At 46.5% G+C, this 24,564-nt stretch carries 23 protein-coding genes; 9 read left to right on the forward strand and 14 right to left on the reverse strand.

Translation table 11 applies throughout. The annotated features are described in order from the left end of the window. The first annotated feature begins 120 nt into the window (after positions 1-120). The 3 genes from QL234_RS24100 to QL234_RS24110 all read left to right on the forward strand — a co-directional run bounded on the left by QL234_RS24100 (position 121) and on the right by QL234_RS24110 (position 2,661). On the forward strand, positions 121-594 hold the full coding sequence (locus QL234_RS24100; RefSeq protein ID WP_281560310.1) for a nuclear transport factor 2 family protein: 474 nt from the start codon (positions 121-123) through the stop codon (positions 592-594). 11 nt (positions 595-605) lie between these two features. Then, positions 606-1,115, forward strand: a complete 510-nt coding sequence (locus tag QL234_RS24105; protein ID WP_281560311.1) for a VOC family protein — start codon at positions 606-608, stop codon at positions 1,113-1,115. Positions 1,116-1,221: 106 nt separating this feature from the next. After that, positions 1,222-2,661, forward strand: coding sequence for a sugar porter family MFS transporter (locus QL234_RS24110; RefSeq protein ID WP_281560312.1), 1,440 nt, complete (start codon positions 1,222-1,224; stop codon positions 2,659-2,661). Positions 2,662-2,706: 45 nt separating this feature from the next. Here QL234_RS24110 and QL234_RS24115 read toward each other — a convergent pair whose 3' ends face one another. The 9 genes from QL234_RS24115 to QL234_RS24155 form a co-directional block, all read right to left on the reverse strand. Beyond that, positions 2,707-3,741, reverse strand: a complete 1,035-nt coding sequence (locus QL234_RS24115) for a succinylglutamate desuccinylase/aspartoacylase family protein (protein WP_281560313.1) — start codon at positions 3,739-3,741, stop codon at positions 2,707-2,709. Further along, complete coding sequence (locus tag QL234_RS24120) at positions 3,732-5,213, reverse strand: hypothetical protein (RefSeq protein ID WP_281560314.1); 1,482 nt, start codon at positions 5,211-5,213, stop codon at positions 3,732-3,734. The genes QL234_RS24115 and QL234_RS24120 overlap by 10 nt, the downstream gene beginning before the upstream one ends. A 128-nt stretch (positions 5,214-5,341) precedes the next feature. Then, positions 5,342-5,803, reverse strand: coding sequence for a hypothetical protein (locus QL234_RS24125; RefSeq protein ID WP_281560315.1), 462 nt, complete (start codon positions 5,801-5,803; stop codon positions 5,342-5,344). Between the two features lie 78 nt (positions 5,804-5,881). Beyond that, positions 5,882-6,148, reverse strand: a complete 267-nt coding sequence (locus QL234_RS24130; protein WP_281560316.1) for a cytochrome C oxidase subunit IV family protein — start codon at positions 6,146-6,148, stop codon at positions 5,882-5,884. Positions 6,149-6,158: 10 nt separating this feature from the next. Next, positions 6,159-6,773 (reverse strand): cytochrome c oxidase subunit 3 family protein, encoded by a 615-nt coding sequence (locus QL234_RS24135; RefSeq protein WP_281560317.1) that lies wholly within the window; start codon positions 6,771-6,773, stop codon positions 6,159-6,161. An 83-nt stretch (positions 6,774-6,856) separates the two neighbouring features. Then, positions 6,857-7,234: a hypothetical protein gene (locus tag QL234_RS24140; protein ID WP_281560318.1), complete on the reverse strand. Its 378-nt coding sequence runs from the start codon at positions 7,232-7,234 to the stop codon at positions 6,857-6,859. A gap of 539 nt (positions 7,235-7,773) precedes the next feature. Beyond that, positions 7,774-8,469 (reverse strand): helix-turn-helix transcriptional regulator, encoded by a 696-nt coding sequence (locus QL234_RS24145; RefSeq protein ID WP_281560319.1) that lies wholly within the window; start codon positions 8,467-8,469, stop codon positions 7,774-7,776. 46 nt (positions 8,470-8,515) lie between these two features. After that, entirely contained in the window at positions 8,516-8,812 is a 297-nt protein-coding gene (locus QL234_RS24150; RefSeq protein WP_281560320.1) for a hypothetical protein, read from the reverse strand. A gap of 1,061 nt (positions 8,813-9,873) precedes the next feature. Beyond that, positions 9,874-12,033, reverse strand: coding sequence for a winged helix-turn-helix domain-containing protein (locus QL234_RS24155; RefSeq protein WP_281560321.1), 2,160 nt, complete (start codon positions 12,031-12,033; stop codon positions 9,874-9,876). Between the two features lie 280 nt (positions 12,034-12,313). Between QL234_RS24155 and QL234_RS24160 the strand changes: the two genes are divergently transcribed. The 4 genes from QL234_RS24160 to QL234_RS24175 all read left to right on the forward strand — a co-directional run bounded on the left by QL234_RS24160 (position 12,314) and on the right by QL234_RS24175 (position 15,739). Continuing rightward, positions 12,314-12,496, forward strand: coding sequence for a hypothetical protein (locus QL234_RS24160; protein ID WP_281560322.1), 183 nt, complete (start codon positions 12,314-12,316; stop codon positions 12,494-12,496). A gap of 217 nt (positions 12,497-12,713) precedes the next feature. Next, positions 12,714-13,385 carry a hypothetical protein gene (locus QL234_RS24165; RefSeq protein ID WP_281560323.1) on the forward strand — a complete coding sequence of 224 codons (672 nt, stop codon included), beginning with the start codon at positions 12,714-12,716 and terminating at the stop codon, positions 13,383-13,385. 143 nt (positions 13,386-13,528) lie between these two features. Beyond that, a complete protein-coding gene (locus QL234_RS24170; RefSeq protein WP_281560324.1) occupies positions 13,529-14,686 on the forward strand; it encodes a hypothetical protein in 1,158 nt (385 codons plus the stop codon). 138 nt (positions 14,687-14,824) lie between these two features. Next, positions 14,825-15,739, forward strand: a complete 915-nt coding sequence (locus tag QL234_RS24175) for a tetratricopeptide repeat protein (protein WP_281560325.1) — start codon at positions 14,825-14,827, stop codon at positions 15,737-15,739. Positions 15,740-15,794: 55 nt separating this feature from the next. Here the strand turns inward: QL234_RS24175 and QL234_RS24180 are convergent, their stop codons facing one another. The 5 genes from QL234_RS24180 to QL234_RS24200 all read right to left on the reverse strand — a co-directional run bounded on the left by QL234_RS24180 (position 15,795) and on the right by QL234_RS24200 (position 23,203). Next, positions 15,795-19,388, reverse strand: coding sequence for a M1 family aminopeptidase (locus QL234_RS24180; RefSeq protein ID WP_281560326.1), 3,594 nt, complete (start codon positions 19,386-19,388; stop codon positions 15,795-15,797). Positions 19,389-19,398: 10 nt separating this feature from the next. Continuing rightward, positions 19,399-20,274, reverse strand: coding sequence for an ABC transporter ATP-binding protein (locus QL234_RS24185; RefSeq protein WP_281560465.1), 876 nt, complete (start codon positions 20,272-20,274; stop codon positions 19,399-19,401). Between the two features lie 203 nt (positions 20,275-20,477). After that, the gene (yiaA, locus tag QL234_RS24190) at positions 20,478-20,942 is read right to left on the reverse strand and encodes an inner membrane protein YiaA (protein ID WP_281560327.1); all 465 of its coding nucleotides are present in this window, start codon (positions 20,940-20,942) and stop codon (positions 20,478-20,480) included. 99 nt (positions 20,943-21,041) lie between these two features. Continuing rightward, positions 21,042-22,439: an alpha/beta fold hydrolase gene (locus tag QL234_RS24195; RefSeq protein WP_281560328.1), complete on the reverse strand. Its 1,398-nt coding sequence runs from the start codon at positions 22,437-22,439 to the stop codon at positions 21,042-21,044. 32 nt (positions 22,440-22,471) lie between these two features. Next, positions 22,472-23,203: a helix-turn-helix transcriptional regulator gene (locus QL234_RS24200; protein ID WP_281560329.1), complete on the reverse strand. Its 732-nt coding sequence runs from the start codon at positions 23,201-23,203 to the stop codon at positions 22,472-22,474. A gap of 125 nt (positions 23,204-23,328) precedes the next feature. Between QL234_RS24200 and QL234_RS24205 the strand changes: the two genes are divergently transcribed. Together QL234_RS24205 and QL234_RS24210 are read left to right on the forward strand one after the other, a co-directional pair. Continuing rightward, entirely contained in the window at positions 23,329-23,691 is a 363-nt protein-coding gene (locus QL234_RS24205) for a hypothetical protein (protein WP_281560330.1), read from the forward strand. Between the two features lie 2 nt (positions 23,692-23,693). Further along, complete coding sequence (locus tag QL234_RS24210) at positions 23,694-24,497, forward strand: DUF2145 domain-containing protein (protein WP_281560331.1); 804 nt, start codon at positions 23,694-23,696, stop codon at positions 24,495-24,497. The last annotated feature ends 67 nt before the right edge of the window (positions 24,498-24,564 follow it).

A 24,564-nucleotide genomic window follows, 5' to 3' on the forward strand; every position in this document is an offset into this window, starting at 1 on the left:
AAAATGTCGGACAAAATACGGTTAAATAACACCAGGTTTGCAAACTTCAACGATCGCTTAAAACACCAGTAGCCAAAAGCACAACACAAACTAGCAGCATCACCGGATAAAGGAATCAGTATGAAACTTATTTACACCGTCAGTTTAATCATAATGACATCATTGCCCCTAAACGCCGCCCCTTTGCCGGATATGGAAGCAGCGGCTGAAGCCGACCGCCAGGCAATAGAAACTGTGGCAAGCAATTATATAGTTTCCCAGCACATCAGCTCAAAAGAATTAATGGCGGGAGCTCTGCACCCGGCACTTGCCAAAAGAACCTATTGGAGCAAAGGCCAGCAACAAGAATTCATCATGGAAACCAGCCGGGAGACCATGCTGAAAGTTGCCGAAAGCTATAACAAAAGCGGAGATAAATTTCCCGAAAATCCCAGAGTGGAAATAACAATACTCGATCTCGATCAGCGTGCTGCCTCGGTAAAACTCAGCGCCGATGACTGGATTGACTATATGCACCTGATAAAAACCGCTCAGGGGCAGTGGAAAATCCTCAATGTTTTATGGCAATACCATGATATCGGCAGGCATAAATAACGGGACACGCCATGAAAAACATTAAGCTAAAATCTCTTATCCTGTCGGCTTTATTAGGCTTTTCAGCCCTGAGCCAGGCAGCAGCTAATTCTGCCGATAAGGCGGGGAAAAACACCGGCTGTTTTGACGATATTTCCCTGCCGGAAAATTTTATCGCTTTTCATAGCACCTTTGACAGTGAGCTGGCCGTCTGGTATCAACAGCTGTTCCAGCTAGAGACAGTAAAAACTTTTACTTTCCCCGACGGCAATACCAAAGGGGTGTTAATGAAACGGGGGAATTTCATCGTCGAGGTATTTAACAAAAAGGCACTCGCCGGCCCCGAAGAAAAAGCACAGGATAAGCCCGGTATAATGAAGTTTGGTATTTTTACCCGGGCCAGGTTACCTGAGCTGCAAGCCTGCCTGAAACAGCACGGCATAAAAGCGCCGAGGATATTTCAGGATACTAACCTGGCGGCAGACTTATTACTGGTCGTTGATCCCGAAGGCAATATGTTTGAGATCATTTCAGCGTACTAATTCCCTGTTAAAACCTATGCATACCTATTCACCGGTTTTTTCCCCGCTTTTGTCTTGTTATGATGTATAGTCATTGCTCAAAAAAATAACAACAGGGAATAGCTTAATGACCACACAAGTCTCTTCAGATAATACCGCCGATACCCTGCCGGCAACTGAAGACAGCCCAAGCTCGGTTTTATATGTCTTATTTATTTCTTCGGTGGCGGCAATCGGCGGCTTTCTCTTTGGTTTTGACTCGGGTGTGATCAACGGCACGGTCACCGCCTTAGGCAATGCCTTTAATTCCAATGACGTCACCACAGGTTTTAATGTCGCCTCGGTACTCTTAGGCTGCGCCATCGGCGCCCTGATGGCAGGGCCGCTGTCAGACCGCTTTGGCCGCAAACCCGTAATGATGCTCACCGCCATCATCTTTGCCGTCAGCGCTTTCGGCTCCGGCATATCAGCCTCTTCCGCAGAATTTATTTTTTACCGCCTGCTTGGCGGCCTGGGCATAGGCGCCGCCTCTGTATTGGCACCTGCCTATATTGCCGAAGTCGCCCCGCCGGCAATACGCGGACGCCTGGCAACCCTGCAGCAACTGGCCATAGTCTTAGGTTTGTTTGTCGCTTTTTTGAGCAACTACCTGATTGCCGTCACCGCAGGCGGCGCCGAAGCAAGTTTCCTGCTGGAGCTGCCCGCCTGGCGCTGGATGTTCTGGGTAGAGCTTATCCCCTCCTTGCTGTTTTTAGCCGGCATCATTTTTATTCCCGAGTCCCCCCGCTATTTAATCGCGCAAGGAAAAACCGAACAAGCCAAAGGCATATTTAAACGCATCAGCAAAGGCGCTGAAAACAACCAAATCGCCCAGGTAGAACAGTCACTGCGCGGCGATCATAAACCGGGATTAAAAGATCTCTTCCTTGAAGGGCAGAAAAAAATTCACCCGATTATCTGGGTGGGCATAGCCTTATCGGTATTCCAGCAATTTGTCGGTATCAATGTGGTCTTTTATTACGGCGCCGAACTTTGGCAGGCGGCAGGCTTTGACGAATCCCAGTCCCTGTTTATCAATGTCCTGACCGGCACCACCAATATCATTTCCACCTTTATTGCCATTGCCCTGATCGACAAAATCGGCCGCAAACCTTTGTTGCTCATCGGCAGCCTGGGCATGTTTGTCAGCCTGGCGGCGCTGACCTATATCTTTGGCGCCAGCGGTTTTGACCAGGCGGGTAAACTTGCCCTCAGTGAAGACATGGGTACCCTGGCCCTGATTATGGCCAATTTATTTGTGGTCTTTTTCGGCTTAAGCTGGGGGCCCGTCGTTTGGGTGTTACTGGGGGAAATCTTTAATAACCGTATCCGCGGCGCGGCACTGGCGGTGGCGGCGGGCGCACAATGGCTGGCCAACTTCGCCATTACCATGACCTTCCCGATTTTACTGGGCAGTGTCGGTTTATCGGGCGCCTATGGTTTATATGCCCTTTCCGCCTTTATCAGCATCTTCTTTGTGGTGAAATATATCAAGGAAACCCGGGGGAAATCCCTGGAAGCCATGTAATTGAACTATTAAAGACACTGGCCAACAGCCGAAAAAAGCTGTTGGCTAGTGTCCGCTTTTGATCACATAAAACAAACAGTCGTTAATGGCGATATCTTTTATGGTGGTCGCCATAAAAATCCGCATATCGGCCGCACACAGCAACTGGTGTCCGGATACGTAAAAATACTCGCCGATAATATCTTTCCCCTGTTCATCCGTTAACAGTAAATTATCCAGGCCTTTGTGATCCAGCCAACCCAACACCTCTCCCTTACGGGCACCGGTAAAATTATATTGCTCAATATCGGCTTTGAGTGTTACCCCGTGACAACCTGAATTTTGCCCGCCATAGGATAAGTTAATATCTTGCTTAAGCCGTAACCTGTGGGGTTGATACACGACTTCAACCTCTCTTTCCTGATGAAAGTAGCGGGTAGTTTCACAGGCTGAAATATGGCAAATACCTTCATAGGCAAGTTCATGGGCAAACTCGTCGTTGCAACCGCCGCATTCCACTGTGATGGTAGGACAGGAGAAGTCCTGCTCCAGCAGCGCCCCGAGGCGAATGGCAGATAAAATAATGGTTTCACAAAAAAATGACGATAACGACAGCACATTGGCGGTGATGCCATGGCAAACGGCAAAAGCGGGTCCGGAACCCGAAGTGTTGTGTAAGTCGACGACAACCTCGGGGGACACCTGATGGATGGCGTCGGCAATCAAGTTGGCCCTGAGGTAATAACCGCTATTTTCCCCGCTGCCGAAACAGCGGTTAAGATCTTTACCGCCAGGCAGATACCTGTGGCTTAGCAGCGGAGCCAGGCTGGCGGCTTCGGGAGAGCCGAGGATAAAACGGATATTGGTGGTCGGTTTCACCAGCTTATCAGCCGAGGTCAGCCAGCGGTGGATAGCAATAAAGCCCGACGGCTCATTGCCGTGTAATAAGCTGGTGATCACCCGACAGCGGCTGGTGTCTTGCCCGGAAATATCGATAACAGTCGGCCCCGCCAGGGATAACAAAAACCCCTGATAGTCCGGCGGTAAAGAACCGGGAGAAGGATCCTTAAAATAGCTGATTTCATTGAAAACTATTGCCATATGCGCTCCCAGGTCGCTACCGGACGACAACTTCGGCTATGTTCGATATATAATTGCACCAGTTTCTGACAGGCTCGATCTTTATCAAAATCCCGCTCCAGTGTCCGCAAGGTATTTTTTTGCCATACGGCGCCGGTAACTTTTTCTGCCAGCCTTTGCCGGATAATATTAATAAAAAAGCTGATTTCATCCGGCGCTATTCCTAGTGAAAACAAACCTTTTTCCGCCAGCGGCAACATTTGCCTGATGACATCGGTAATGGCAACTTCTTCCGGATAATAGTGATTATTCAAGGGCCACAAAATCCTGGCATCAAGGCCGTGCTGCGCCGCCCGGTAAAAGTTATATTCGGCAAAACGAAACGGGATAAAGGAAATCAAATCATCTATTTCGCCGTTTAATCCCAGTCCGCAAGCCAGGCCGATGGCAAAGGCGGCATTGGCCAGCATATCTAAACTGGTGGGGCCGGCGGGGATCGCCCTAAATTCGATACGGACATGGCCATTGCCCTGGTTGGAAAATACCGGCCTGTGCCAGGGCCAGATGGTGCCCATATGCATGGATAATTCTGCAAGCTCCGGCACTTTTCCCTCATCGGCTTCCTCCTTCATATAAGGCAAGATCACGGGATAAAGGGAAACCGCTTCGGCAAAAAGCTCCCACGCACCGGTACGCACCCAGCCATGGCCAAAATTCACCCGGGACGGCTGCTGCCACTGGAAAGCATCTGTCAGCCGGATATCAATAGACTGTTTAAACAGGGCAATCCGGGTTTCATCCCATAAACGGTTGCCCAAGAAAATACCGGAATTTCCGGCAATGGCGGTCACCAGGGGAGAGGTCAGCTGCGCGGCATTAAAGATGCGGACAAAACTGTCTTTAGGGGTCATTAAATGTACCTGGAAAGAGGTGTTTGCCCCTTCCGAGCCAATATCGGCAAAATTTACCGAGACCGGCTCTTCGCCATTGATATTAACCCTGAAGTTTTCCCCCCGCTGCTGGTACAAATGCCTGGACAGGCAATGGTAACGGGGTACATCCGTCATATAGGCGGTATTGAGATGTTCGGCCCTGAGGGTAGGCAATATACCCACAGGCACAATATTGATACCGTGACGGCGGGCCACCTTTTCTAAATAGCCGGTTTTATCAAGGATTTCCTGTCGCAGCGCGGTAAAAGGCTTGCCTATTTGCCGAACCGCATTGAGGTTCAGTTCCAGGTTGTACTGATTGAGTTCATGCTGGAACTGCGGATCGCCCAGCTCTTTTAATAACAACTGGTTGCTTAAACTGACCTGGGCCTCATCGTCCACCAGGTACATTTCCAACTCGGCCCCCAAGCTGAGCGGCCCGTCACCAAAAGACGGCTGTTTCATCAACTCCTTAAGCTGCTCCAGCTGCTGGTAGAGCGCCTGCTGAAAAAGAAAATAATCCTGTGGTGAATATTCCTGCTGATCTATATTGCGTCCCATAACATCCTGTACTCTTGGCAACCACTATCATAATTATAGAATGCCACAAGTACAGGAAAGACCTATTTGACCTTGCTCAAAAAACAGTCAGCAAATTCAACTAAAGCATGAGCGGCCGGTAGAACACCTTATTGCCAGTTTCCGTCGGCAAAATACTCAGGATAAGCGTGTAATGCCTTCATGATCTTGATCGCTCCGCCACGTGCGTTCTCATGAACCTTCATTTGTTCAACTCCCTGGATCATGCCGGAAAGCAGAATATGCAACTGGCCATCGGCAGCAGGAGGCAAGTTGCAATTTTTAAAAATATAATCCAGCTGTCCCTGCAACTCATCCGCCAGGTTCCGGTATTTTTCAACGGTAAATTTATGGTGATGAATATCACCGATGGCGGCCGACATCAGCTTTTTTATCCCGGACATCCCGGTATGCAAACTTTCATCAATCGGCCATTTCTTGCCTTGATCTAAGGTCATGGTTGATTCTTCATGGTGATGCGAATGTTCTGCCGCCAAAGCGGGCATTGCGACAGACAATACAAAAGAAAACATGGCAGCTGATATCGATGGTAATAAACTAGGTTTCATCATCCTTTTTCCTTAAGTTTTTCTGTAATTAAAATACAACATAATTAGCTAAAGCAAAGTAAAATAAAGTAAATATCTTGGTTACAGGTATAAGATGGCAGCTAATAAAATTGGGATAACCACAGCATAGGCAAGCAGGAAAAATCGCCAGTTAGCCGGGGCATGCCTTAATTCCATAAAGACATCGGTGATCTGCTGTCCCTTGATGACGGTTAACAATACCAGAGTAACGGTCAACCACCAGGAGGCCGGATAATAGCGACTCAGACCAATGCTCAACAGGGTTAATATCAGCAGCAAACTTGCCGAGATATGTATCCCGGTGGCTTCGGTGAATTTTGACAACATCAAGCTCCCCTTAATGGACGACATAAACAAGAAAAAATAATAGTATCCACACCAGATCCACCATATGCCAGTAGGTAGCGCCGGCTTCAAAACCCTGACAGTTGTGCTTTGAATAAACATTTTTTCCGGTTTTGGCCGCCATATAACCTAAAATAATCATGCCCAGCAGCACATGCATAAAGTGAAAGGCGGTGGTAAAAAAATACAAGGTATAAAAAGTGTTGGTGGACAAGTCATACCCCAGCTCGATTAACTGTTGATATTCCCAAAGTTTCACCCCCAGATAAACACAGGCAAACAATAACGCCAGTAACAACAGCTTTTTTGCCGCCGGGTTGTTATTTTCCCTCACCTTAACCACGGCAAGGGCGACAAAATAACTGCTGATCACTAAGGTCAAGGTACAAACCAGACCTACCCAGACATGCAGGCTTTCCCTGCCGCTGGTAAATAACTGGGGATTAAGGCGCTCAGCCACGGCAAAACCGATAAAAAAGATAGCAAAAACCGTCAGTTCCATCAGGATAAAAAACCACATCGCCAGATCCCCCGGCAAACGGGGTTGTTCAGCCTGCTTTAGCCGGGCATCGACCGCTATTTCATTTGTTGTCAGGCAAGTTGTCATTAAGATGGCCTTTTGTAAAAATCAAATAAAAACCGGCGCTATCCGCTACCAGGTCTACCGGGGTACATAACCACAGATGGCTATTATTCAGAATTTTCCGTTTGCTTACTTTGATTTTCATCAGCAATTACGCGAATTCCGGTCACTTTTACCTGATCACCCACAGCAAAAGTCTGATTGGGAGAGCGTATATATTGCGTGCTGCCATCCTCTGCCTTCACCAAATAACCGTTCTCACTCTTATCTGTTGCCTGTTGAATATTGCCCCCGGTCCAGGCACCGGCAATGCCGCCAACGATTGCACCTATCGGGCCGCCGACGGCCCCGCCGATCAAAAAGGAACTCCAGCCGCCAACAGCCTGGCCTATGGTGTTATCAGGCACGGCTTCAACAATTTCATCTGCCTGCACAGGTGCAGTTAACGCCAATAAACCGGTCAGTATTAATATTTTGCTTTTCATCTTGGTTACCCTCAATTGATCAAATCATCTGTAATTTGTCTTGATGAATAGCAACAAGTGAACCAAAAGAACAAATGCATTTATAAACAAATAGATAACAAGAAAAGCATAGTGAACAGTTAAAACTTTATCGTTGAAAACAGTGTCTAATTAACAGTTAAATGTCTGCTAAACAACTCAGTGTATTTATGACATCTCCTAAATAACTGTTTATCTTAACCTGGCGATCTTATATCCAGGTTTAAAACAGCACAAAATAAAAAACCTTAAAAACATAACGTTACTGTAAATTCTCTTGCAGAACTTGTAAAAATCGCCATTGGTCGCGAGGAAATTCTGCATATTGACAGGCAGGAGTGCACACAAGTGGAGCTCGTCAACCAGAACTTAGAGTTTGAGGAAAGCCGGCGGAGCTGTTAGATAGAATTGCTGATGAGGGGAAACCGCCAGATGTACCGTGACATCATAACCGGGTTTGAGGCACTACCGGCACAATAAGTGCCAGCGGCGGTATTTCCCCATGAAACTTTCAGCAGAGCTTAAACGGCCAATAAATGGCCATGTAAAATACACTTCACCACGGCCTGCTGGCGATTAATACTGTCGGTTTTAGCAATACAATTAGCCAGATGAAAATCAACCGTCCTTTGACTAATGGTAAGCAGCTGGCTAATTTCCCAAGAGGTTTTCCCCTCAGACGCCCATTTGATGCATTCCAGCTCTCTTTTGGTCATCTTGGTTACCTGCTCCATCACCTTTTTTCTATACCTTGAATAAATAAAAGGAGACAACATCACCCAGTACCAACCGAGTTTTTCCAGTATTTTTTCTTCCATCAGCTGCTGTGGCATAGAGAAGATCAAGCAGGCAAATTCGCTGCCCAATCCATTCACCGGGATAACCAACTGACATTCCTCCGGGGAAAAAATCCCCTCTGTCTCATTTGATGGTATTAAAGCCTTTTTTTCCAGCAAAAGCTTTCGATAATCAGCCGGCTTGCTTTCATTAAGGCAATAGCGCTTGATGTTGTCATCCTGACCAATAAAAGTACGTAGCCCGGCAGGAACATCACCAAAAAACTTCGGGATAAAATGCTTACTGGAGCTAGGTTCAAATACCACAAGACCTGACCAGGCATAATGAAAAGTTTTCCCGACTTCCTGAAAAAAGTCGTTTAAACCTTTTTTGGAATCGATTGACTCAATTTTCTCGATCATTTGCTCTATATGTTTCATGCTATTGCCTTTTTATCTTTAATACTCAAGCCAGAGGGTTGTAGCCCTATTCACATCTGGTCGGGCTGTCCGCACAGATAAAAGCACTGGACTGAGTTACAGGCTCCTGGTTGCTATATGTCTCAGACTGCTGGCTGTCATATTCGGCAGCAGCGGCTGCAGCGGCTAATTGCTCCTGAAGCTGAATTTCACATCTTGTCGGACTGTCCGCACAAATAAAGGAACTGGAAATGTTCGCTAACTCTTGACTGATATTTTCATTGGCTAGGGCTGACTGTCCGCTAGCTGCTAATAAAGCAAAAGATAAAGTGAATGTTTTGAATGTTGTTTTTATTGTTTTCATCACGACTGTTTCTTCCAGTTATTGATGCCAAATCGGCGTTGTTTAAAAGCAACTCCAATTTGAAAGTAACCAAGCTATTCACCAATAATGGCGCCGTGATTTAGCAGTTATTTCCTTATAATCTTCCCATAACTTCCTTTGGTTACAGAAAAGTCACAACAAAAACCCATACAAATCATAACGATACAAGCGAACATTAATTTTCAGCTAACAATGCATAATTTCGAAAAAAATGCTTTTTTTCTTGAACCTGAGCTTGCTATCAAGCACTGAAAGGCTTGCATTATTCCTGCCCGGCAGCGTTAGCATGGCTTTATGACGTTTTGCTGTACTCATGCTCAACATAGACTGCAGGCAACAAACCTATTTGAAGGAAAAATCATCAAGCCATGTCTTAGCCAATAAAAAAATTTTTAGCTGGGATAAGCATAACGGCCATAGAAATTCATTCCCGTTTGGAAAAAGGATTAATGACCAGAAAAATAACAGCAGGAGCGGCAGTGCAACTATACAATAGCAATAGCCTTATGACTTAGCCTCTTAACCCATTATCTGATGCCGGTGCAGACTGGCATAATCAATCGATAACAGCTAAGCAGGTAATAGTTAAAGATGAGGAAATTTAAAAAATATTCGAGGTTAAGGTTTACTGCGGCGTAGATTATATCTGGCAGGCGCAATTACCGGTTGCGGTCCCTGGCTTTTAGCATCAAGCATTGAACACCCGGAATAAGCACTTATGACAAGAATAAACAAACTCCAGGTTTATATTTTTCTTTCACATCTTGTCGGACTATCGGTACAAAGGTAGAAGGGAGCCCCCCTCCCGGGTCCTTGAGCGCCAAACTCACTGAGATAGGCCAACTCCTGAAGAGTAAACAATAAATTAAGGGTAAAAAGCAGTGCCTTGCAGGTTATTATTATTATTTTGAACACGACTGTTTTCTTCCTGAAACTAGTGCAAATATGCCATTGTCAGCTCCGCCTGGCAGGAACTTCCACAATAACTGCGTCGTCGTTGAATTATCACATCCTTATGAATTCAAAGAATTATTTTATGTCTATGTTTGATCGAGCCTTAACGTCAATATCTCAGATTTCCCCTTTTGCCGTACAGAATATAACAGGGATGAACCATCCTTTTTAACGGAAAAATAAGGCTTGATCTTATTATAATCAAAAGTCTTGCTTAGCTTTACCGGCTTATTGATATCGCTGATATCCAGCTGATAAAAAACGGTTTGTACCAGATCATGGCTACTCCAAAAAATGAAGTTGCCGTTAACATCCCAATGGGTATTGGGCTCGGTAGATAATTGGTTATCAAGTGCAACCTGTTCCCCGGTTTGGTCATTATGCCAGAACAACTCTCCTTCGGCCGTCCCCAGGATAAAACCATCACCATAGGGACGTATATAACGAAAGCCGCTCAACAACAAACTGGAAGTTTTACTCGCTATGTTATAACGGTAGACCTCCCACTGCTCATAACCTTTAACCGAAAATAAAATATGGTTCTCATCATCAGTAAAACTGGCATCCCCGACATAGTCATCCCCGGAAGTGATATAGGTTAAACTGCTGGTTTCGGTATTAAGCAAGGCAAAACGATGATTAATTTTAATTAATTCCTGTAACCCGGATGAAGCCGAAGCAATGGGAAGCAGGTTGTATTCGGTTTCAATGTAAGGCGTACTTTCATTGGTGACGGTGTGCAATTTACCCAGGGTGGCAATATTATCCCTATTCACCAAAATCGTCTTTGTTTTATCGTCAGCCTGATGCGCCATATAAAGGACATTAGGCTCAACATTATAAATTTTCCGGGTAGTCCAGTCGTTAAAAGGCAGTTCCTGTTCAAAAAACAAGTTCTTCGGCGCCGATTGCTGCGTAGAAACCGCTAATACTTGCTGTTGATCTACGTTCGCCAAAGCAATAAGGTTATGCTCCCGCCCCAGTACTTCAAGCGCGGCATCCTGCTTATAATCAAGCTTAAACAATTGTTCTTTATTAAGAATCAGTAAATTTTCATTATCAAACCAACGCAGATCATAAACAATATTGTTTTGCTGACGACGGTAAATAACCGTTTTACTGTCTAAATCGATGATCCTGATTTCATCGGCATTTTCAAATTCAGAATAACGAAGCACAGCCATCAATTTACCGTCCGGTGTGATAGTGCCTTTAATATCTAAATCTTTGATATTGGTGCTTGATGTCACCCTGACGGTTTGCTGCGTGCTGCGGTTATAGCGGTAAATATACCTGGGTTCGTTTGCCTTTTTTTGCCCGGAAAAATAAACCAATTGCGGGTCATTAGAGGTAAAGATATTGCCTATCTTAAAGTAGTTTTCCAATAAGGGCTGCGTTTGATAATCTGCACCGTCGCTAAGAGTTATGCTGTTTAATGATGAGCTGCCTTCTTTCATATCCGAATAAAACAGCGCATCGTTATTTACTGAAAAAGCTAACGAAATTGGCACATGAGCATTATGGGTCACAGGCAAAAAATCATGTCCGTTTTCCCGTTTAATATACACCTGATAACCGGTGTCTTCGCTGACCTGCCCGGAAAAAGCAAAATACTGCCGGTTCGGCGACTGTGCCAGGGCTAATTTATCTCCGGGCAGAGAATGGAGTACTTCTGAGGAAACCGCTGACTCTTCCGGGGTTACCGCGTCATTGCCGGTAAAATAATAGATAAAACCGGCCAAAAATAAGATAACAAGAAAAAGCGCCGATAAAGTAAGGGGCTTGGCTGATTTTTTACCTTGAGTCCCGGCAACGGGAATTGAGTTTGCCTGGTGATTATCCGCAATCTGAGCGTTTGCCTTGTCGCCGGCAGCAGTCCGGCTTAGTGTTGCTTCTCCCTCAAGCTGAGCCTGAGACTCGCCTTCACCGCTAGTCGTTTCCGGTGCGCTATCACCTTGGTTATAGCTACCTGAAACAGGACAAATCAACTTATAGCCCCGTTTCGGCAATGACTTGATATAACGCGGCACTTTGTGATCGTCTTTAAATAACAGGCGCAGCTTACTTATGGTCCGGCGCACTGCAGCATCAGAAACCACCCGTCCCTGCCAGACTTTTTCATGCAACTCTTCCATGGAAATATAAGTGTCATGGTGCTGATAAAGATAAAGTAACACCGCTAACACTTTAGGTTCGAGTATGACCTCTACCCCGTCCCGGGTTAACGTCATTTCCTCTACATCCAAATTGTAACTACCTAATACAATCACTTGACCTGTCGTCCTTACTTCCTAATGCAACAGCTTACTCCTGTTAACAAGATAGTAACCTAATTAATTTCCAGATGCCAGACTTCATTATAAGTAACTGATAATAAAGAAAGTCACAGTTTGGTTACGCAAAAGTTACAGCCTACTTATTGCTCGATTTCGATGGGGACACTTACTTTGTTAGCCATAACAGACAGCAACACAGGGCCAATAATACTTGTTGCCATTGTCAGTAAAATGAAAGAGGAAATCATCAATGAAACACACAAAATTAACCTCCACTCAGGCGGACAGTTTCAAAGTAAATAAAGGGTTTATTGAACTTAGCAGCTTAGAACTGCTAAACGAGATGGTGGGCGGATTAATCGATCCACAGCCATCACTTTCTCAAGGGAATAAAACCTCTGCCGGCAAGGTCTTCATAACTGAAACGATATAAGGCAAGCGCAGATGCCGATGATTAACCTGTCAGATCTAACAGTTTTAAATTTATGTCATTTAATCATAATTAATAACGGCGGGACTTTCGGCATCAAGAGCTTCATCACCAGGCTAGAGGCATTTTCTCCCCCGATAGCAAACAAACGGCTTAGTCCCGGGGTTGGTAAACCCCGTTTAACTATCGACCATACCTTAAGAAGAAACAGGTTCTCCCTATGTCAGTTATTAAAAGATTCAGCGAACAAACAAATCAAGGCGCTGCCAAAAAAGCCTCCATTATTGGCAAATCAATATTGGCCCTGTGCTTCATTGCCTTTATTGCTGCCGTTGGCATTCAATTTATCACACTAACCCCCAAGCAAGACTACAAGGTGCAGGTCAGCATAGAAAATTACCAGCCAATGATGATGCAGGAAAAGGTGGTGATTAACGAACAACTGATCACCCAAGGTACTCAGGTCGATAAAGATCAGGCGGTTGCTAAACTGGATATTGTTGATCTGAGCGAGCAGCAGTCCGAAAGCCATTATTTGCGTGCAGAACAAGCCGGTTATTATTTCCAGTCTCCGGCAGGCTCTAAGGTTATTCCGGCACACCAGCCTATAGGTTACCTGTTAAACAACAGTTCCTCAGATGAATATTTATTCTGGCTGCAGGAACATCCCAAAAATCCACTCAAGGCGGGGGCGGATGTCACCATCAAACTCGGCGAACAAAGCATCACCGGACGTATCTCAATGATCTTCGGGCCATTTACTAAAGACAAAGGACAAAAAATTTCAATCCGTCTCAATGAAGCCCGCGATCTGTCGTTAATGTCGCCGGGATCAAAATTAATCCTCTCGGTAAAAGAGCACCCGAAAACACTCGCCCAGTTATTAAGTTGATTTAAAACATCAAGACCTGATAGTACTGCCAAAACAAACAATTTTTGGTAACGTTATCAATAATCAACTTATGCAGGCGGCCAGAAATAACAAAATAGCGCCCAGATATCCGCTGTCTCGTTAACACCGGCCTTATTAAAGCTATGAATAACAAGAATACACCCGGTCATAGCGGCAGTGAAATCCGGTATCTTTTACCGCCGCAATTATCCGCTCCCTTTTGCCTTGACCCGCTAACCTTGTGCGGCATCAATAGTGAGGATAACCATTGTTTTATGGTGACCCGGCTCGACGGTTATCTGTTATTCAACACCCGCTTGCCACAGCCATGCCGTTTTGGTGATGTCAAAGATGATATTTGCGTACTCACCGGCAGCAGCAGCCTCTTTTTCAGCACAGATAGCGGCTGTAGCTTTACCGAAATAGCAATCCCTCTGGAACAAGAGGAGCGCTTGGGCAAGGTCAAAATTGACCGCCGGGAAATCATTGTTCAGCTGTACCAAGCGAAAAAACACCCGACATTTGGTTTGCAACCGCGTTTGTTGCGCCTGTCTTTATCCGGCGATTTGATCTGGCAAACCCGGTTACCTGTGGTCAATGAAAAACGTATTCTTATTTGCTCACCGAATGTCTTACCCGAAGATCTGCCCCAGACAAGAGAGAAAGAACCACGTTATTGGGTACCTGGCGCTCAGGAACTGCTGATATCCGATCACATATTAATGCTCTCTTATGCCGACTACGGCACCAGTGGCCTGGGCGCCTGGTATGCAATCCATACAGGCAGCGGCCGGTTACTCTGGCAAAGCAGATCCGAACCCATAGCCCATACCACAGCCCTGAGCGGCGGCCGCTTTATTTTAGGCACCAGCGGTTATGGCGCCTTCGACAGTTATTTATTTGGCGCAGAAAACAATATCAGCAACCACTGGCCTGCAAATGGTCCTTGCTTTGAAACCGGGGAAGGAAAACTTATGTTGCTGCAAAGCGACGACAGCAATAATGATGGCCAACAGCTGGTTGAGCTTGCACCTGACAGCAGCTTAATGAACCACAATCTGTCCTTTCCTGACGGCAACCACCACATTGGCAAATTGCTGCAACTGGCAGGCGACAAGGTTTTCTTCTGGCGCAACCATGGTTTATGGAGCTGGCAAGCAGGCAAGGGACTTAGCAGGTTAATGCAAGTCAACACTCAGTCTTATCTGGTGAAATTATTAGCCTTATCGCCGAGCAGCTTCGCCTTCATTTACAACAAGGAACTTGGTGACAGCCCGAATATCCACATTTTTAACTATTAACAGGCTTTGCCATGTTAAGTTACCTTCGAAATAAATACGAAGAAATTCGTTTTATCTTGAGCAAGGAGGTAAACAGTGATATTAATAAATAATAACAATAATTTATTATGAAATAGAACACGCACGGGGAAAGCCGACATGAATGCAGCATTAAACGCTAATGTGGTAAAACCATCCTTGCTTAACAAACTTCTCCCGGGAAAATCAGCCAGAACCCGGTTACGCCACCTGACGCTGTTCCCAGGTATTGCCCTTGTTGCCGGCTTGATATTAACAACAGCGAACACAGTTATTAACAACCATCAAGAAGCACAACAAACTCAAGCTTATATAAACTCGCCAAAAGTTGATGATTTGTATTTTTTAGATTATCGCCTGCTCCCAGGGGTTACTCCCGAACAGTTACGACCCAATGAAAAATATCGCCTGGCAAAAGTTGTTGATATTACTGGGGATGTTGTCACCTTGCTTTACGGCAACTTTTTCTATCTCAGACAGCGCGCCATGGAAAAGAGTATCCGCTACGGGCATTTAAGGTACCCCGATTATTTCGAAACCAGGCGTTACGATTTCACCAGCAATGAATTAGCAACAATGAAAGACAGCGGCGCTATTTATATGGTAAAACGCCCGGTATTAAATACCCTGGACGGCAACCTGGTCGGCCCGTCAAAACCGGTTGATAAAAGCAGCGCTTTAATTCCCGGTAAAAAACAGAATTACTCGGGTATGGCTTTTCTACAACAAACTGCCCTGGAAACAAGTTTGCAATCGGCGTTTGAGCAATTTCAGGCCTCTGCCGAACTAGGTTATGCTGAGGGACAAGTGAATCTGGCACAGATGTATTTAAACGGCCAGCATGTACAGCAGGACTTCAGTCAGGCATTATTTTGGTTTAAACGTGCCGCACTGCAAAGCCATAAACCTGGGGTGCTAAAATACGGCATCGTCTGCAAGCAGGTGCCTGAGTGCAATATTGTCGATTTCTATGATGAATTGCTTGCCTCAGGAGTGAATATCAAAGTCAGGCAAGTGGACTTTTCCCTGAAGTAAACGGATAACGCCACCTGACCCGGCTGGCACCGGGTTCAGATGGACTAAACAGCAATTACAGGCGATAAATATTATCGGCGCTGTCCCTGTCTACCAGTTTCACGAAAGGATCAACACCGGCATATTCGGGTTTGCCTTTCACCCGGATGGTGATTTCATTGGTGCCGGTTTTAATGGCGTGCTTAGCCAGATAAAGCACATAATCCTGTGCACTTAAATCTTCGGGATCGGCATTAAACAAGCCGATATCCACCAGGTCGCTGAATTCAACATCGGTTTCTTTGCCCTGGCCGTCCGCCTGTTTCAGCGCCGCCTCTATGGTCAGGGTGACATCAAACAGCGTATTTTCCCCCTCGCTGCCCTCATCCACGGCCACCACCTTAACGTCTGTGGTTTTCAGATCATAAAGGCTGATATGCTCGAACAGGTTGCTGACAAAGGCCTGCTCCTGCTCATCGGCTTCACGGTTAATATAAGCCATCAAATCCAATGTGGTCGGGTAAGGACTGCTCTGATATTTAAACTCGGCCAAAAACCCTTTCAACGCCCGGTTTAACTTTAATTCACCCAGACGGTCCTTCAAGGACATCATCACCACCGAGCCCTTGCGGTAATGGATATAACTCTGGCTCTCACTGCGAAACAGCGGCATTTCCTCAAGAAACTCCTCGCTGCGGCCACGTAGATAACGGTCCAGTTCATATTTTAAGAACTTACGGATTTTTTCCTGGCCGTATTTCTTCTCCATCACCATAAGCGCGCCGTATTGCGACAGGGTTTCGGAAATAATGGCGCTGCCCTGAACATTGGCGGCCCCCACCTGGTGCCCCCACCACTGATGGGCCACCTCATGGGCGGTAACATAATAGGCAGGGTCGATATTTTCCGCATCACGCAAATCACTGATAAAACCGATGCGCTCCGAATAAGGCACGGTATTGGCAAAACTCTGGGCAAAAGTGCGGTAACCCGGATATTCGATAATCCGCATTTGCCTGTGCTGATACGGGCCAAAGTGCTCGGTGAAATAATCTATGCTGTCCTGTACCGAGGCAATCATGGTATCGACGTTCATGCCGTGATCCGGATGATAATAGACCTCGATATTGATGCCTTTATACTCATGTTTTTTCGCCGTTAACCGGGCGGACATAATCGAGTAAAAATTCACCATAGGAGCATCCATCTTATAGTGGTAAATGCGGCGATCTCCCTCAAGCTTTTCACTTTGCAGGTAACCCGGAGCAATGGCGAACTGGTCTGCCGAAGTAGAAACCCTGGCTTCAAAGTCAATAAAGCCGACCCCTTTACCAAAGAAACTCTCATTGTAGAAGTTAGTATCTTCGAGTTTATTGGCGCGCTGCAGTGGCTCCAAGCCATATTTACGGCGCATATGACGGTCGCTTAACTGCTGATCTTGCCGGTAACCAAAGGTGGGGAAAAGCTCATAGTTATTGATAAAGCTGCCGTTTTTCACCAGAGTAAAATCATTGTTGCCGTCGCTAAAACCCTGATGGGCCCGGTGGGCTAAAAGTTTACCCTTGCGGCTTTCTCCCGGCATCAGCGGCTGTTCAAATTCAAACCAGGCAAGATCAAAGGTCTTATCCAGCAAACCTAAATGCCCGCCGGCAATTTCTACTCCCCACTCCCCGGTGAATTCCGGCTTGGAGACCAGGAAGCGGCTGATAGGCTCATTACCGCTATTGGTGACGCTGATTTCGGCTTCCGCCTCAATCCTGCGCTGTGCCGGATACATATCCACCTTGGCAAAAGTTTTGATGATGGTCGGAATATTGGCCTCTTTATATTGCACATACTGCTTTTCATATTCCGCCTGCAAGGCTTCCCTGTCGTCCTGGATCACAAACTCATTTAACACCCGGGTATTGTAGTGGATATAACTACCGGCACCGATAAAGACCAGCAAGCCCATGGCTAATGCCGACTTTCCGGGAGTCCCGAGATAATAACCGACATTTTTCACCCGTACCTTAAGCGGCTGCACCGGTCCCCTGTGCCATAGGGCATGAGTTAATGCCGCCAATATCAGGCAGAAGCCGCCCCAATACAACATATACCAGAAATGACTGTCCAAAAAGCCGCCGTAACCATTGATATCCGAATAAAACAACCGCGGGGAATCGGCAAACTGGAACATCTTGTGGCTAAAACCAAAATTGCTCAACACGATAGAGCTGATGATAAAGAGTACAAACAACAACATACCCACATACTTATTCGGGCTGATCACTTGCAGGAAAAACGCCAGTATTGCCGTCATCATCAAAGGCAAGACATTGAGATAACCTAAACGTATCAGGTATTGGGAAATTTCCAGGTTGCTATAACCTTGTATCAACTGATTGGCTATGGTCACCGCCATGGCAAAAACAAACAACAGGGCAACCACTAAGGTGATGGCCACCATTTTCGAGAGCCAGAAAGTGATATTATTCACCGGCAGGGAATCAACGATATCCCCCATCCCCGAATTACGCTCACGCCAGACAATTTCCGCACTGTAATAGGCCAGCACGATAAACATAAACAAACGGGTAGAACCGACAATCAGATCAACCATGATCTGGGTTAGCGGCCAGTTCGGCGTGCCAAACATGCCGCTTGGGTCCACTAACGGGGCGACCAGGAAAAAGACCGTCATCAGCATCAGTACCACAAAAGGGGCGCTGAAGATCACCTGCTTGATTTCAAATTTAGTACGCAGGGCCAGATGTGCCCAGGTTTGGATACCGCTGCTTTTAAAAGAAATATCATTATTAAGCAAAGCGCTGAAATCATTGCCCGTTTGTGCGGAAGGCTTTTTAGCCGCTTTCACTTTAGGCAAACGTATACCCGAGCGGAAACCACCAAACAAGGCCATGATCGCCACAGCCACCGCCAGCCATAACAAGCGGTTTTGCAATAAAATCCCGGATAACTCTATCCCGCTGTTATTTTTATCAAACATGGTCCAGTAGCGGGTCACTTCCATAAAAGTATTGGAAGCAAAAGGATCGAGCAAGGCTGCCAATGTCCGGTACTCTGGCTCTGACGCAAACTGCCCGGCAATAACATAAAGAATAAAAACCGCCACCGCAGCCAGGTACACCGCCATCATAGAGCGGAAACGGATCGCCACCGCATAAAAAAAGCAGGACAGTACCAGTAAGGTCGGCAGGGAAAGGTAGAAAAAGGCGCTGAAATAATGGCTAAGCACAGTCGGCCCCAAGCGTTCGGGATCAACCCAGCCGGTCATACTACCGATAAAACAACCCAGCAAGATGCCCAGCGGCACAAAAGCAAATACCGTCAGCACCACGGCAAATGCCCCGAGGAAACGCCCCAACTGATAACTCGCCGGGTTGATGGGTTTAGAATAAAGCAGCTCGGACATCTGGCTGCTTTCATTACGGGTTGCCGTGCTGGCGACAAAATTCACCACCAAAAACATAGCAAATATACCCATGATCAGCAGGGTTTGGGCAATAGAAAACGGCCCGTTGTAGACCACATTACCGCCGCCGCCGATTTGCACGTTTTCACTGACGGTGGCAAAAAACGTCAGCAGGAAAAAAATTAACGCAGTGACATAAAAAGATGGCTGGCGGGTAAAATAGCGCCATTCAAAAGCAAACATTTTCAATAACATGACTTGCTCCCTAAGCGACGCGGCGGTGCTGGTTCAAGGTAGAGAAATAGACATCTTCAAGGTTGGCGGGCGCCACTTCAAAACCTTCCGGTGCCTGCTCCGCCATCACATGGATAATGGTTTGTCCGGCAAACAGACGTTTTGAGATCACCGTCAGCTCTTTCTCTATTGCCAACGCCTCCTGTTGCGATACCGCTTTACGCCAGATTTGCCCTTTTACTTTTTCCGTCAGCAATACCGGATTGCCCTCGAGAATAATTTTGCCCGAGGCCAGCACCGCCATATTGGGACAAAGCTCGGAGACATCTTCAACGATATGGGTAGAGAGGATAATGACTTTTTCTTCCCCCAGGCTCACCAGCAAATTATGGAAACGGTTACGCTCCTCCGGGTCTAAACCCGCCGTGGGCTCATCAACAATTAATAAATCCGGATTTCCCAATAACGCCTGGGCAATACCAAAACGCTGACGCATACCACCGGAAAAACCGCTGACGGCTTTTTTCTTATGCTGGTATAAGTTGGTTTGCGCCAGTAAACCTTCCACCGCTTCTTTGCGCTCCCCCTTGTTTTGAATGCCTTTTAAAATGGCAAGATGATCCAGCAGATCATAAGCGCTGATACGGGGGTAAACACCAAAGTCCTGGGGCAGATAACCTAAACGTTGCCTTAAGGCCTGGGGATCATTAAAGACATCCACTTCATCAAAGAAAATCGACCCGGCATCGGCATTTTGTAAGGTGGCTATGGTGCGCATCAGGGAAGACTTGCCTGCACCGTTGGGACCGAGCAGACCAAACATGCCTTTGGGAATATCCAGGACCACGTTATCGAGGGCTTTGACGCCATTGTCGTACGTTTTCGATAAACCTTTTATGGATAACATCATTATTCCTCTTTTTGATTTTAATTATTGTTTTTTGAATAAATGAAATAAGGCCATCATTTATTATTCCCTTAACCCTAATTCATTGTTAATTTTATGTAAAACCCATTGGCGGACAATAATGTAAATAAATGTAGCAGGCAGCCCTTGGACTGCCTGCTAAGGATGGAAGTGTCATTAGACAGGTACATTTGCAAGAGGCTTTACCGGGCAGCCTCAGACTGGATAACCTCATCGCTGATATCAATATTTTCGTCTGCGACTTTGCTGTCCCTGGTATTTTTTTGCACTACCACGGCGGCAAATAAACTTAAGGTATAGGCCATGGCATAAAAGCCTTTCTCGCTTAACATTAACTCGGCGTTATACAAACCGATCACCAACAGAGCTATGGCAATGGCGGATGAAAGCCAGCATAAATTCACATAGATAGTCGAGGTGGCGATGCCCTCTTTCTGGTCCCGCACCGACTTTTGCAAAGAAACCATAGAAAACAGGCCGTACAGCAAGATGATCAAATAGTAGCCTTTTTCATTTAATGCCATTTCTGCATTGAACAGGCCCAAGACATAAGCCCCGGCGCCGATGGCCAGAGCGGCAATAGATGCCAAGACAAAAGACCGGGTAGGTGTAGCCGTGTGTTGAGCTGTAGTTTTTGTTGATTCCATTATCTTGTTTCCTCATTTCATTTGATGGCCACACTATGGAACAAAGCCTACCCGGGGTAAACCTTTATGACAAAAGTTGAAATATAGTCACCTTAAGTATCACTTTCCTATACCTGAGGATGTTTCCGTCATAAATTCGCGCATCAAATCCAGCATCTGATAATAATAAGGATTAAAGGTTAACCGCTGCAGGGGAAGTGTTTTATTAAGATTTTCTTCGGTTTTTTCCCCCAGGATCACCTGCTTGCCGGTTTTACATAAGCGGTAACTTTCAATATCACCCAAATAATGGCTGCAATTGCGGTATAACCCCGCCAACCCGTAATGGGGGTTGTCCGGCGCATTGGTGGGCGCGGTATGGGCAATATCAGCAATTCCCTGGCAGAGCTGGTTTTGACCGCATTCCGGCACGACTATATTCACCGAAGCCGGTAGCGCATCCGCCGCTTTTTTCTTGTCGCCAAAATACATCAGGGTATCGGCGACGGCTTTATGCTTGCTGCCCTGTTGCCACGAACCGATAATATCCAAAGTTGCCCGGGTATCTATGGTACGGTCATGTTCACTCGCCACCACAAACAGCGGAATATCATGAACTCTGTTTTGAGACTTTGGCTTTACCTTGGACAAGCCCTGCATCAGGCGGTTCACCTGGGCGGCGGCGTTATAGGGAAACGACTCATACTTGGCAAAATCAATATCGGCATCAAGATCCAGCCAGTCGAGCATAGGCACATAATCCAGATATTGCGCCAGCCAGGCCAGCTCGCTATAGGCTTTGGAGGCAGGAGACCACATAAACAGCCCCTTGATCTTTTCATCCGGCGCCTGTTGCCGCTGCAGGTAATCTAAAATCAGCGCCCCGCCGGTGGAAAAGCCGCCAAGATAGACCTGATCAAAATCTTTCAACATACGGGTAATGCCATAACCAGCCGCCTGCTGCCATTGTGCCAATTCCACTTCCAGCAGATCCGAGGCGGCGGTGCCGTGCCCCGGTAACAATAAGGTCCTGACGGTAAATCCCTGCCGGTAATAGAAATTCGCCAGATCATGAAACATAAACGGCGAATCCGTTAATCCGTGGATCAACAAGATGGCTTTCGCCGTTTTTTCCTGCCTGAGCTCAAACGGTGCCACCAACTGGCTCACCACCGGGGTAGCGGACCAGTTATTCTGCTGTGCCAGCAGCTTATAGGTATCGGTGAGCACAGGGCATGGCAGCTGAGCCCGGGGATGGGCACTTTCGACAAGCTTAGCGGCATATTTGAGGTACAGGGAAAACTCCTGCCCGTCTTGATAGGAAAATTCAGGCAATTGCTGCTCAGATACCGCCCGGCTATAGCGGTAACGGCCATCGTCGATCATTTGCTTGATAGCGGTGTAGTCCTGATGAACAGCTATACAGTTACCGGCTTTATCCGCCGCCAATACCAGAGGGTTATATGCCAACACAAAAATCAGGCAAACAAACAGCCAGTTGATTATCCTTTGAAACATCTTACTTCTCTTATCGATTGTTATTATTAAGCTTATTTACGCAATTGGGCAAAACGGGAGAGCTCCCACGGCCTCATGGCCACCAGCAAACCTATATGTTCCCGGCTGTCCAGGGATAACTTGGCATCCTCCTGGTTCAGCAGCGCCGCTTCCTTGGTCAGCTGGTTAAGTTTCCTTTGGATGATTTCAATGGAAGAGCGGGAGTAGGTGCCGCGCAAGTAAAAACGAAAGCTATGCTCGCTGTTAAAACCCGAGGCCATAAACTGGGAAATGACTTCACTGGCCATATATTGCTCTAACGGCCCGTCGGGGATCCAGCGAAAATCCTGGGCGATTAGCAGCTTATATTCATTATTTGGCAACAGCTGGATCATTTTTAATTTATCCAGTCTCGCCAGCAAGCGAATACATTCAAACTCGGTTATCTGGTAATGGCGGATAATTTCCTGAAACGGCCAGGCATCACGTACACATACCGCTACCAAAAAAAGCTTGGTATCCGAGACCAGCTCCTGTTCCTGCTCTATCGTCAGCTGGGTTAACTGATCCTGCTGCTTTTGTGCGATTAAGAATAAATCCGACAAACTGATATTGATGATATTGCATATCTCCTCCAGCCTTTCCAAGGAAAAACTATGGGTGGAAAAAATACGTTTGATATTGGCTTCACTCATGGACAGGTGCCGGGCAATCTCTTTATAAGTAATATTTTGCTGGCGTAATAATTTTTTTAAGGTACTGCTGATCTGCTTAATCTGGCTCATAGTTTATTATTTCTATACTTTTAGTCCAGCTGCAGTATACATGAATCAAGTTCGTTTACATTGATTATCCTCATCTTTATCTTTGTCGCCAGTTAACGAGTTTTCTAAAATAAAAGGAAAAGATAATGAAATTACTAACAAGCTTTTTTACAACAACCATTGCCCTGACCCTTGCCCTGAGCAGCACACCAATTTATGCCCAAGACTCAGCACAGCACACCAGCAAGGCCGGTAAGCATTCCGCCTTAGCCGTATCCCATGGAGCGGCATCCAGTGCCAAGGTCGCCAGCGCGGCGGTGGCTGTGCCTTTACTTGTTGTTGGCAGCGCCGGGGTTGCCAGTGTTGCCGGCGGCAGCGCCCTGATTGACAGCGCCACTAAGCCAAAACCCCTGACCGTTACCGAAGTAACCATCACCGCAGACCCCGCCCCCAACCAGGCGATGCAAACAAAAAGACAAACCACCATCGAAATCAAACAGGAGCATTAATCATGAGTCGTTTACTCCTGTTAATCGCTTTACTTGGCCTGGCGAGCAGCTCGCTGGTTTTTGCCGGCAGCCAGGCGGGGAGGAAAGCCCAATTTGCTCCCGGGGAAATCACAGGTTTTGCCAAGAAGGTTGAAAAGTATGCCGCCGCACAGGGCGCCAGGATGTTTATTATTGGCCGTATCGGCAGACCGAAAAAAGATCTGCCCAAAGGCATTAAGTTTACCCATACCGCCATTGCAGTATATTCGGCTATCACCCTCAAAGACGGCAGCACAGTGAACGGTTATGCCATCCACAACCTGTACCAGGAGGCGGGAAAACCCGATGTCAGCTCATTGGTGGTGGATTATCCGGTGGATTTTTTCTGGGGGGTTAATGAATTAACCGCCGGTATTATTATTCCCACCCCGGATCTGCAGCAAAGGATCATTGCCGCCATCAGCAGCGGCAAAAATAAAGAAGTCCATAACCCGGCTTATTCGGTTATTGCCAGCCCTTACAACAACGAACTGCAAAACTGTACCGAACATACCCTGAATATTATCAATGCCTCGATATACCAAACCACAGACATGCAGCAACTGAAAGCAAATGCCAAGGCGCATTTTAAAGGGCAAAGGATCCGCAGCAATCCGTTGAAGCTGATGTTAGGCAGTATTTTTATGGATGATGTCGCCACCCGGGATCACCAAGGTAAAATTGTCACCACCACCTTCAGCACCATAGGTCGCTATCTGGAGGAAAATGATCTGGTTCAGCATATGGCCGTCTTTAATCGCGATGGCAGCAGCGGGGAGTTATTATAAATTTGCAGGTTAATACCAGAGCCCCGGTTTTGACCAGCATAAAAACCGGGCTCCCTAATCCACGCAA

It is taken from the genome of Thalassomonas sp. RHCl1 (assembly GCF_947387555.1).
Taxonomy (GTDB): Bacteria; Pseudomonadota; Gammaproteobacteria; order Enterobacterales; family Alteromonadaceae; genus Thalassomonas.

Bases quoted from the DNA above. Each gene is read 5' to 3' on its own strand.
- QL234_RS24165 (WP_281560323.1), top strand. From the start codon at position 12,714: ATGTCAGTTATTAAAAGATTCAGCGAACAAACAAATCAAGGCGCTGCC.
- yiaA (WP_281560327.1), bottom strand. From the start codon at position 20,942: ATGGAATCAACAAAAACTACAGCTCAACACACGGCTACACCTACCCGG.
- QL234_RS24200 (WP_281560329.1), bottom strand. From the start codon at position 23,203: ATGAGCCAGATTAAGCAGATCAGCAGTACCTTAAAAAAATTATTACGC.
- QL234_RS24210 (WP_281560331.1), top strand. From the start codon at position 23,694: ATGAGTCGTTTACTCCTGTTAATCGCTTTACTTGGCCTGGCGAGCAGC.
- QL234_RS24205 (WP_281560330.1), top strand. From the start codon at position 23,329: ATGAAATTACTAACAAGCTTTTTTACAACAACCATTGCCCTGACCCTT.
- QL234_RS24170 (WP_281560324.1), top strand. From the start codon at position 13,529: ATGAATAACAAGAATACACCCGGTCATAGCGGCAGTGAAATCCGGTAT.
- QL234_RS24140 (WP_281560318.1), bottom strand. From the start codon at position 7,234: ATGAAAAGCAAAATATTAATACTGACCGGTTTATTGGCGTTAACTGCA.
- QL234_RS24195 (WP_281560328.1), bottom strand. From the start codon at position 22,439: ATGTTTCAAAGGATAATCAACTGGCTGTTTGTTTGCCTGATTTTTGTG.
- QL234_RS24120 (WP_281560314.1), bottom strand. From the start codon at position 5,213: ATGGGACGCAATATAGATCAGCAGGAATATTCACCACAGGATTATTTT.
- QL234_RS24160 (WP_281560322.1), top strand. From the start codon at position 12,314: ATGAAACACACAAAATTAACCTCCACTCAGGCGGACAGTTTCAAAGTA.
- QL234_RS24150 (WP_281560320.1), bottom strand. From the start codon at position 8,812: ATGAAAACAATAAAAACAACATTCAAAACATTCACTTTATCTTTTGCT.
- QL234_RS24145 (WP_281560319.1), bottom strand. From the start codon at position 8,469: ATGAAACATATAGAGCAAATGATCGAGAAAATTGAGTCAATCGATTCC.
- QL234_RS24175 (WP_281560325.1), top strand. From the start codon at position 14,825: ATGAATGCAGCATTAAACGCTAATGTGGTAAAACCATCCTTGCTTAAC.
- QL234_RS24100 (WP_281560310.1), top strand. From the start codon at position 121: ATGAAACTTATTTACACCGTCAGTTTAATCATAATGACATCATTGCCC.
- QL234_RS24105 (WP_281560311.1), top strand. From the start codon at position 606: ATGAAAAACATTAAGCTAAAATCTCTTATCCTGTCGGCTTTATTAGGC.
- QL234_RS24135 (WP_281560317.1), bottom strand. From the start codon at position 6,773: ATGACAACTTGCCTGACAACAAATGAAATAGCGGTCGATGCCCGGCTA.
- QL234_RS24115 (WP_281560313.1), bottom strand. From the start codon at position 3,741: ATGGCAATAGTTTTCAATGAAATCAGCTATTTTAAGGATCCTTCTCCC.
- QL234_RS24110 (WP_281560312.1), top strand. From the start codon at position 1,222: ATGACCACACAAGTCTCTTCAGATAATACCGCCGATACCCTGCCGGCA.
- QL234_RS24130 (WP_281560316.1), bottom strand. From the start codon at position 6,148: ATGTTGTCAAAATTCACCGAAGCCACCGGGATACATATCTCGGCAAGT.
- QL234_RS24180 (WP_281560326.1), bottom strand. From the start codon at position 19,388: ATGTTATTGAAAATGTTTGCTTTTGAATGGCGCTATTTTACCCGCCAG.
- QL234_RS24185 (WP_281560465.1), bottom strand. From the start codon at position 20,274: ATGTTATCCATAAAAGGTTTATCGAAAACGTACGACAATGGCGTCAAA.
- QL234_RS24125 (WP_281560315.1), bottom strand. From the start codon at position 5,803: ATGATGAAACCTAGTTTATTACCATCGATATCAGCTGCCATGTTTTCT.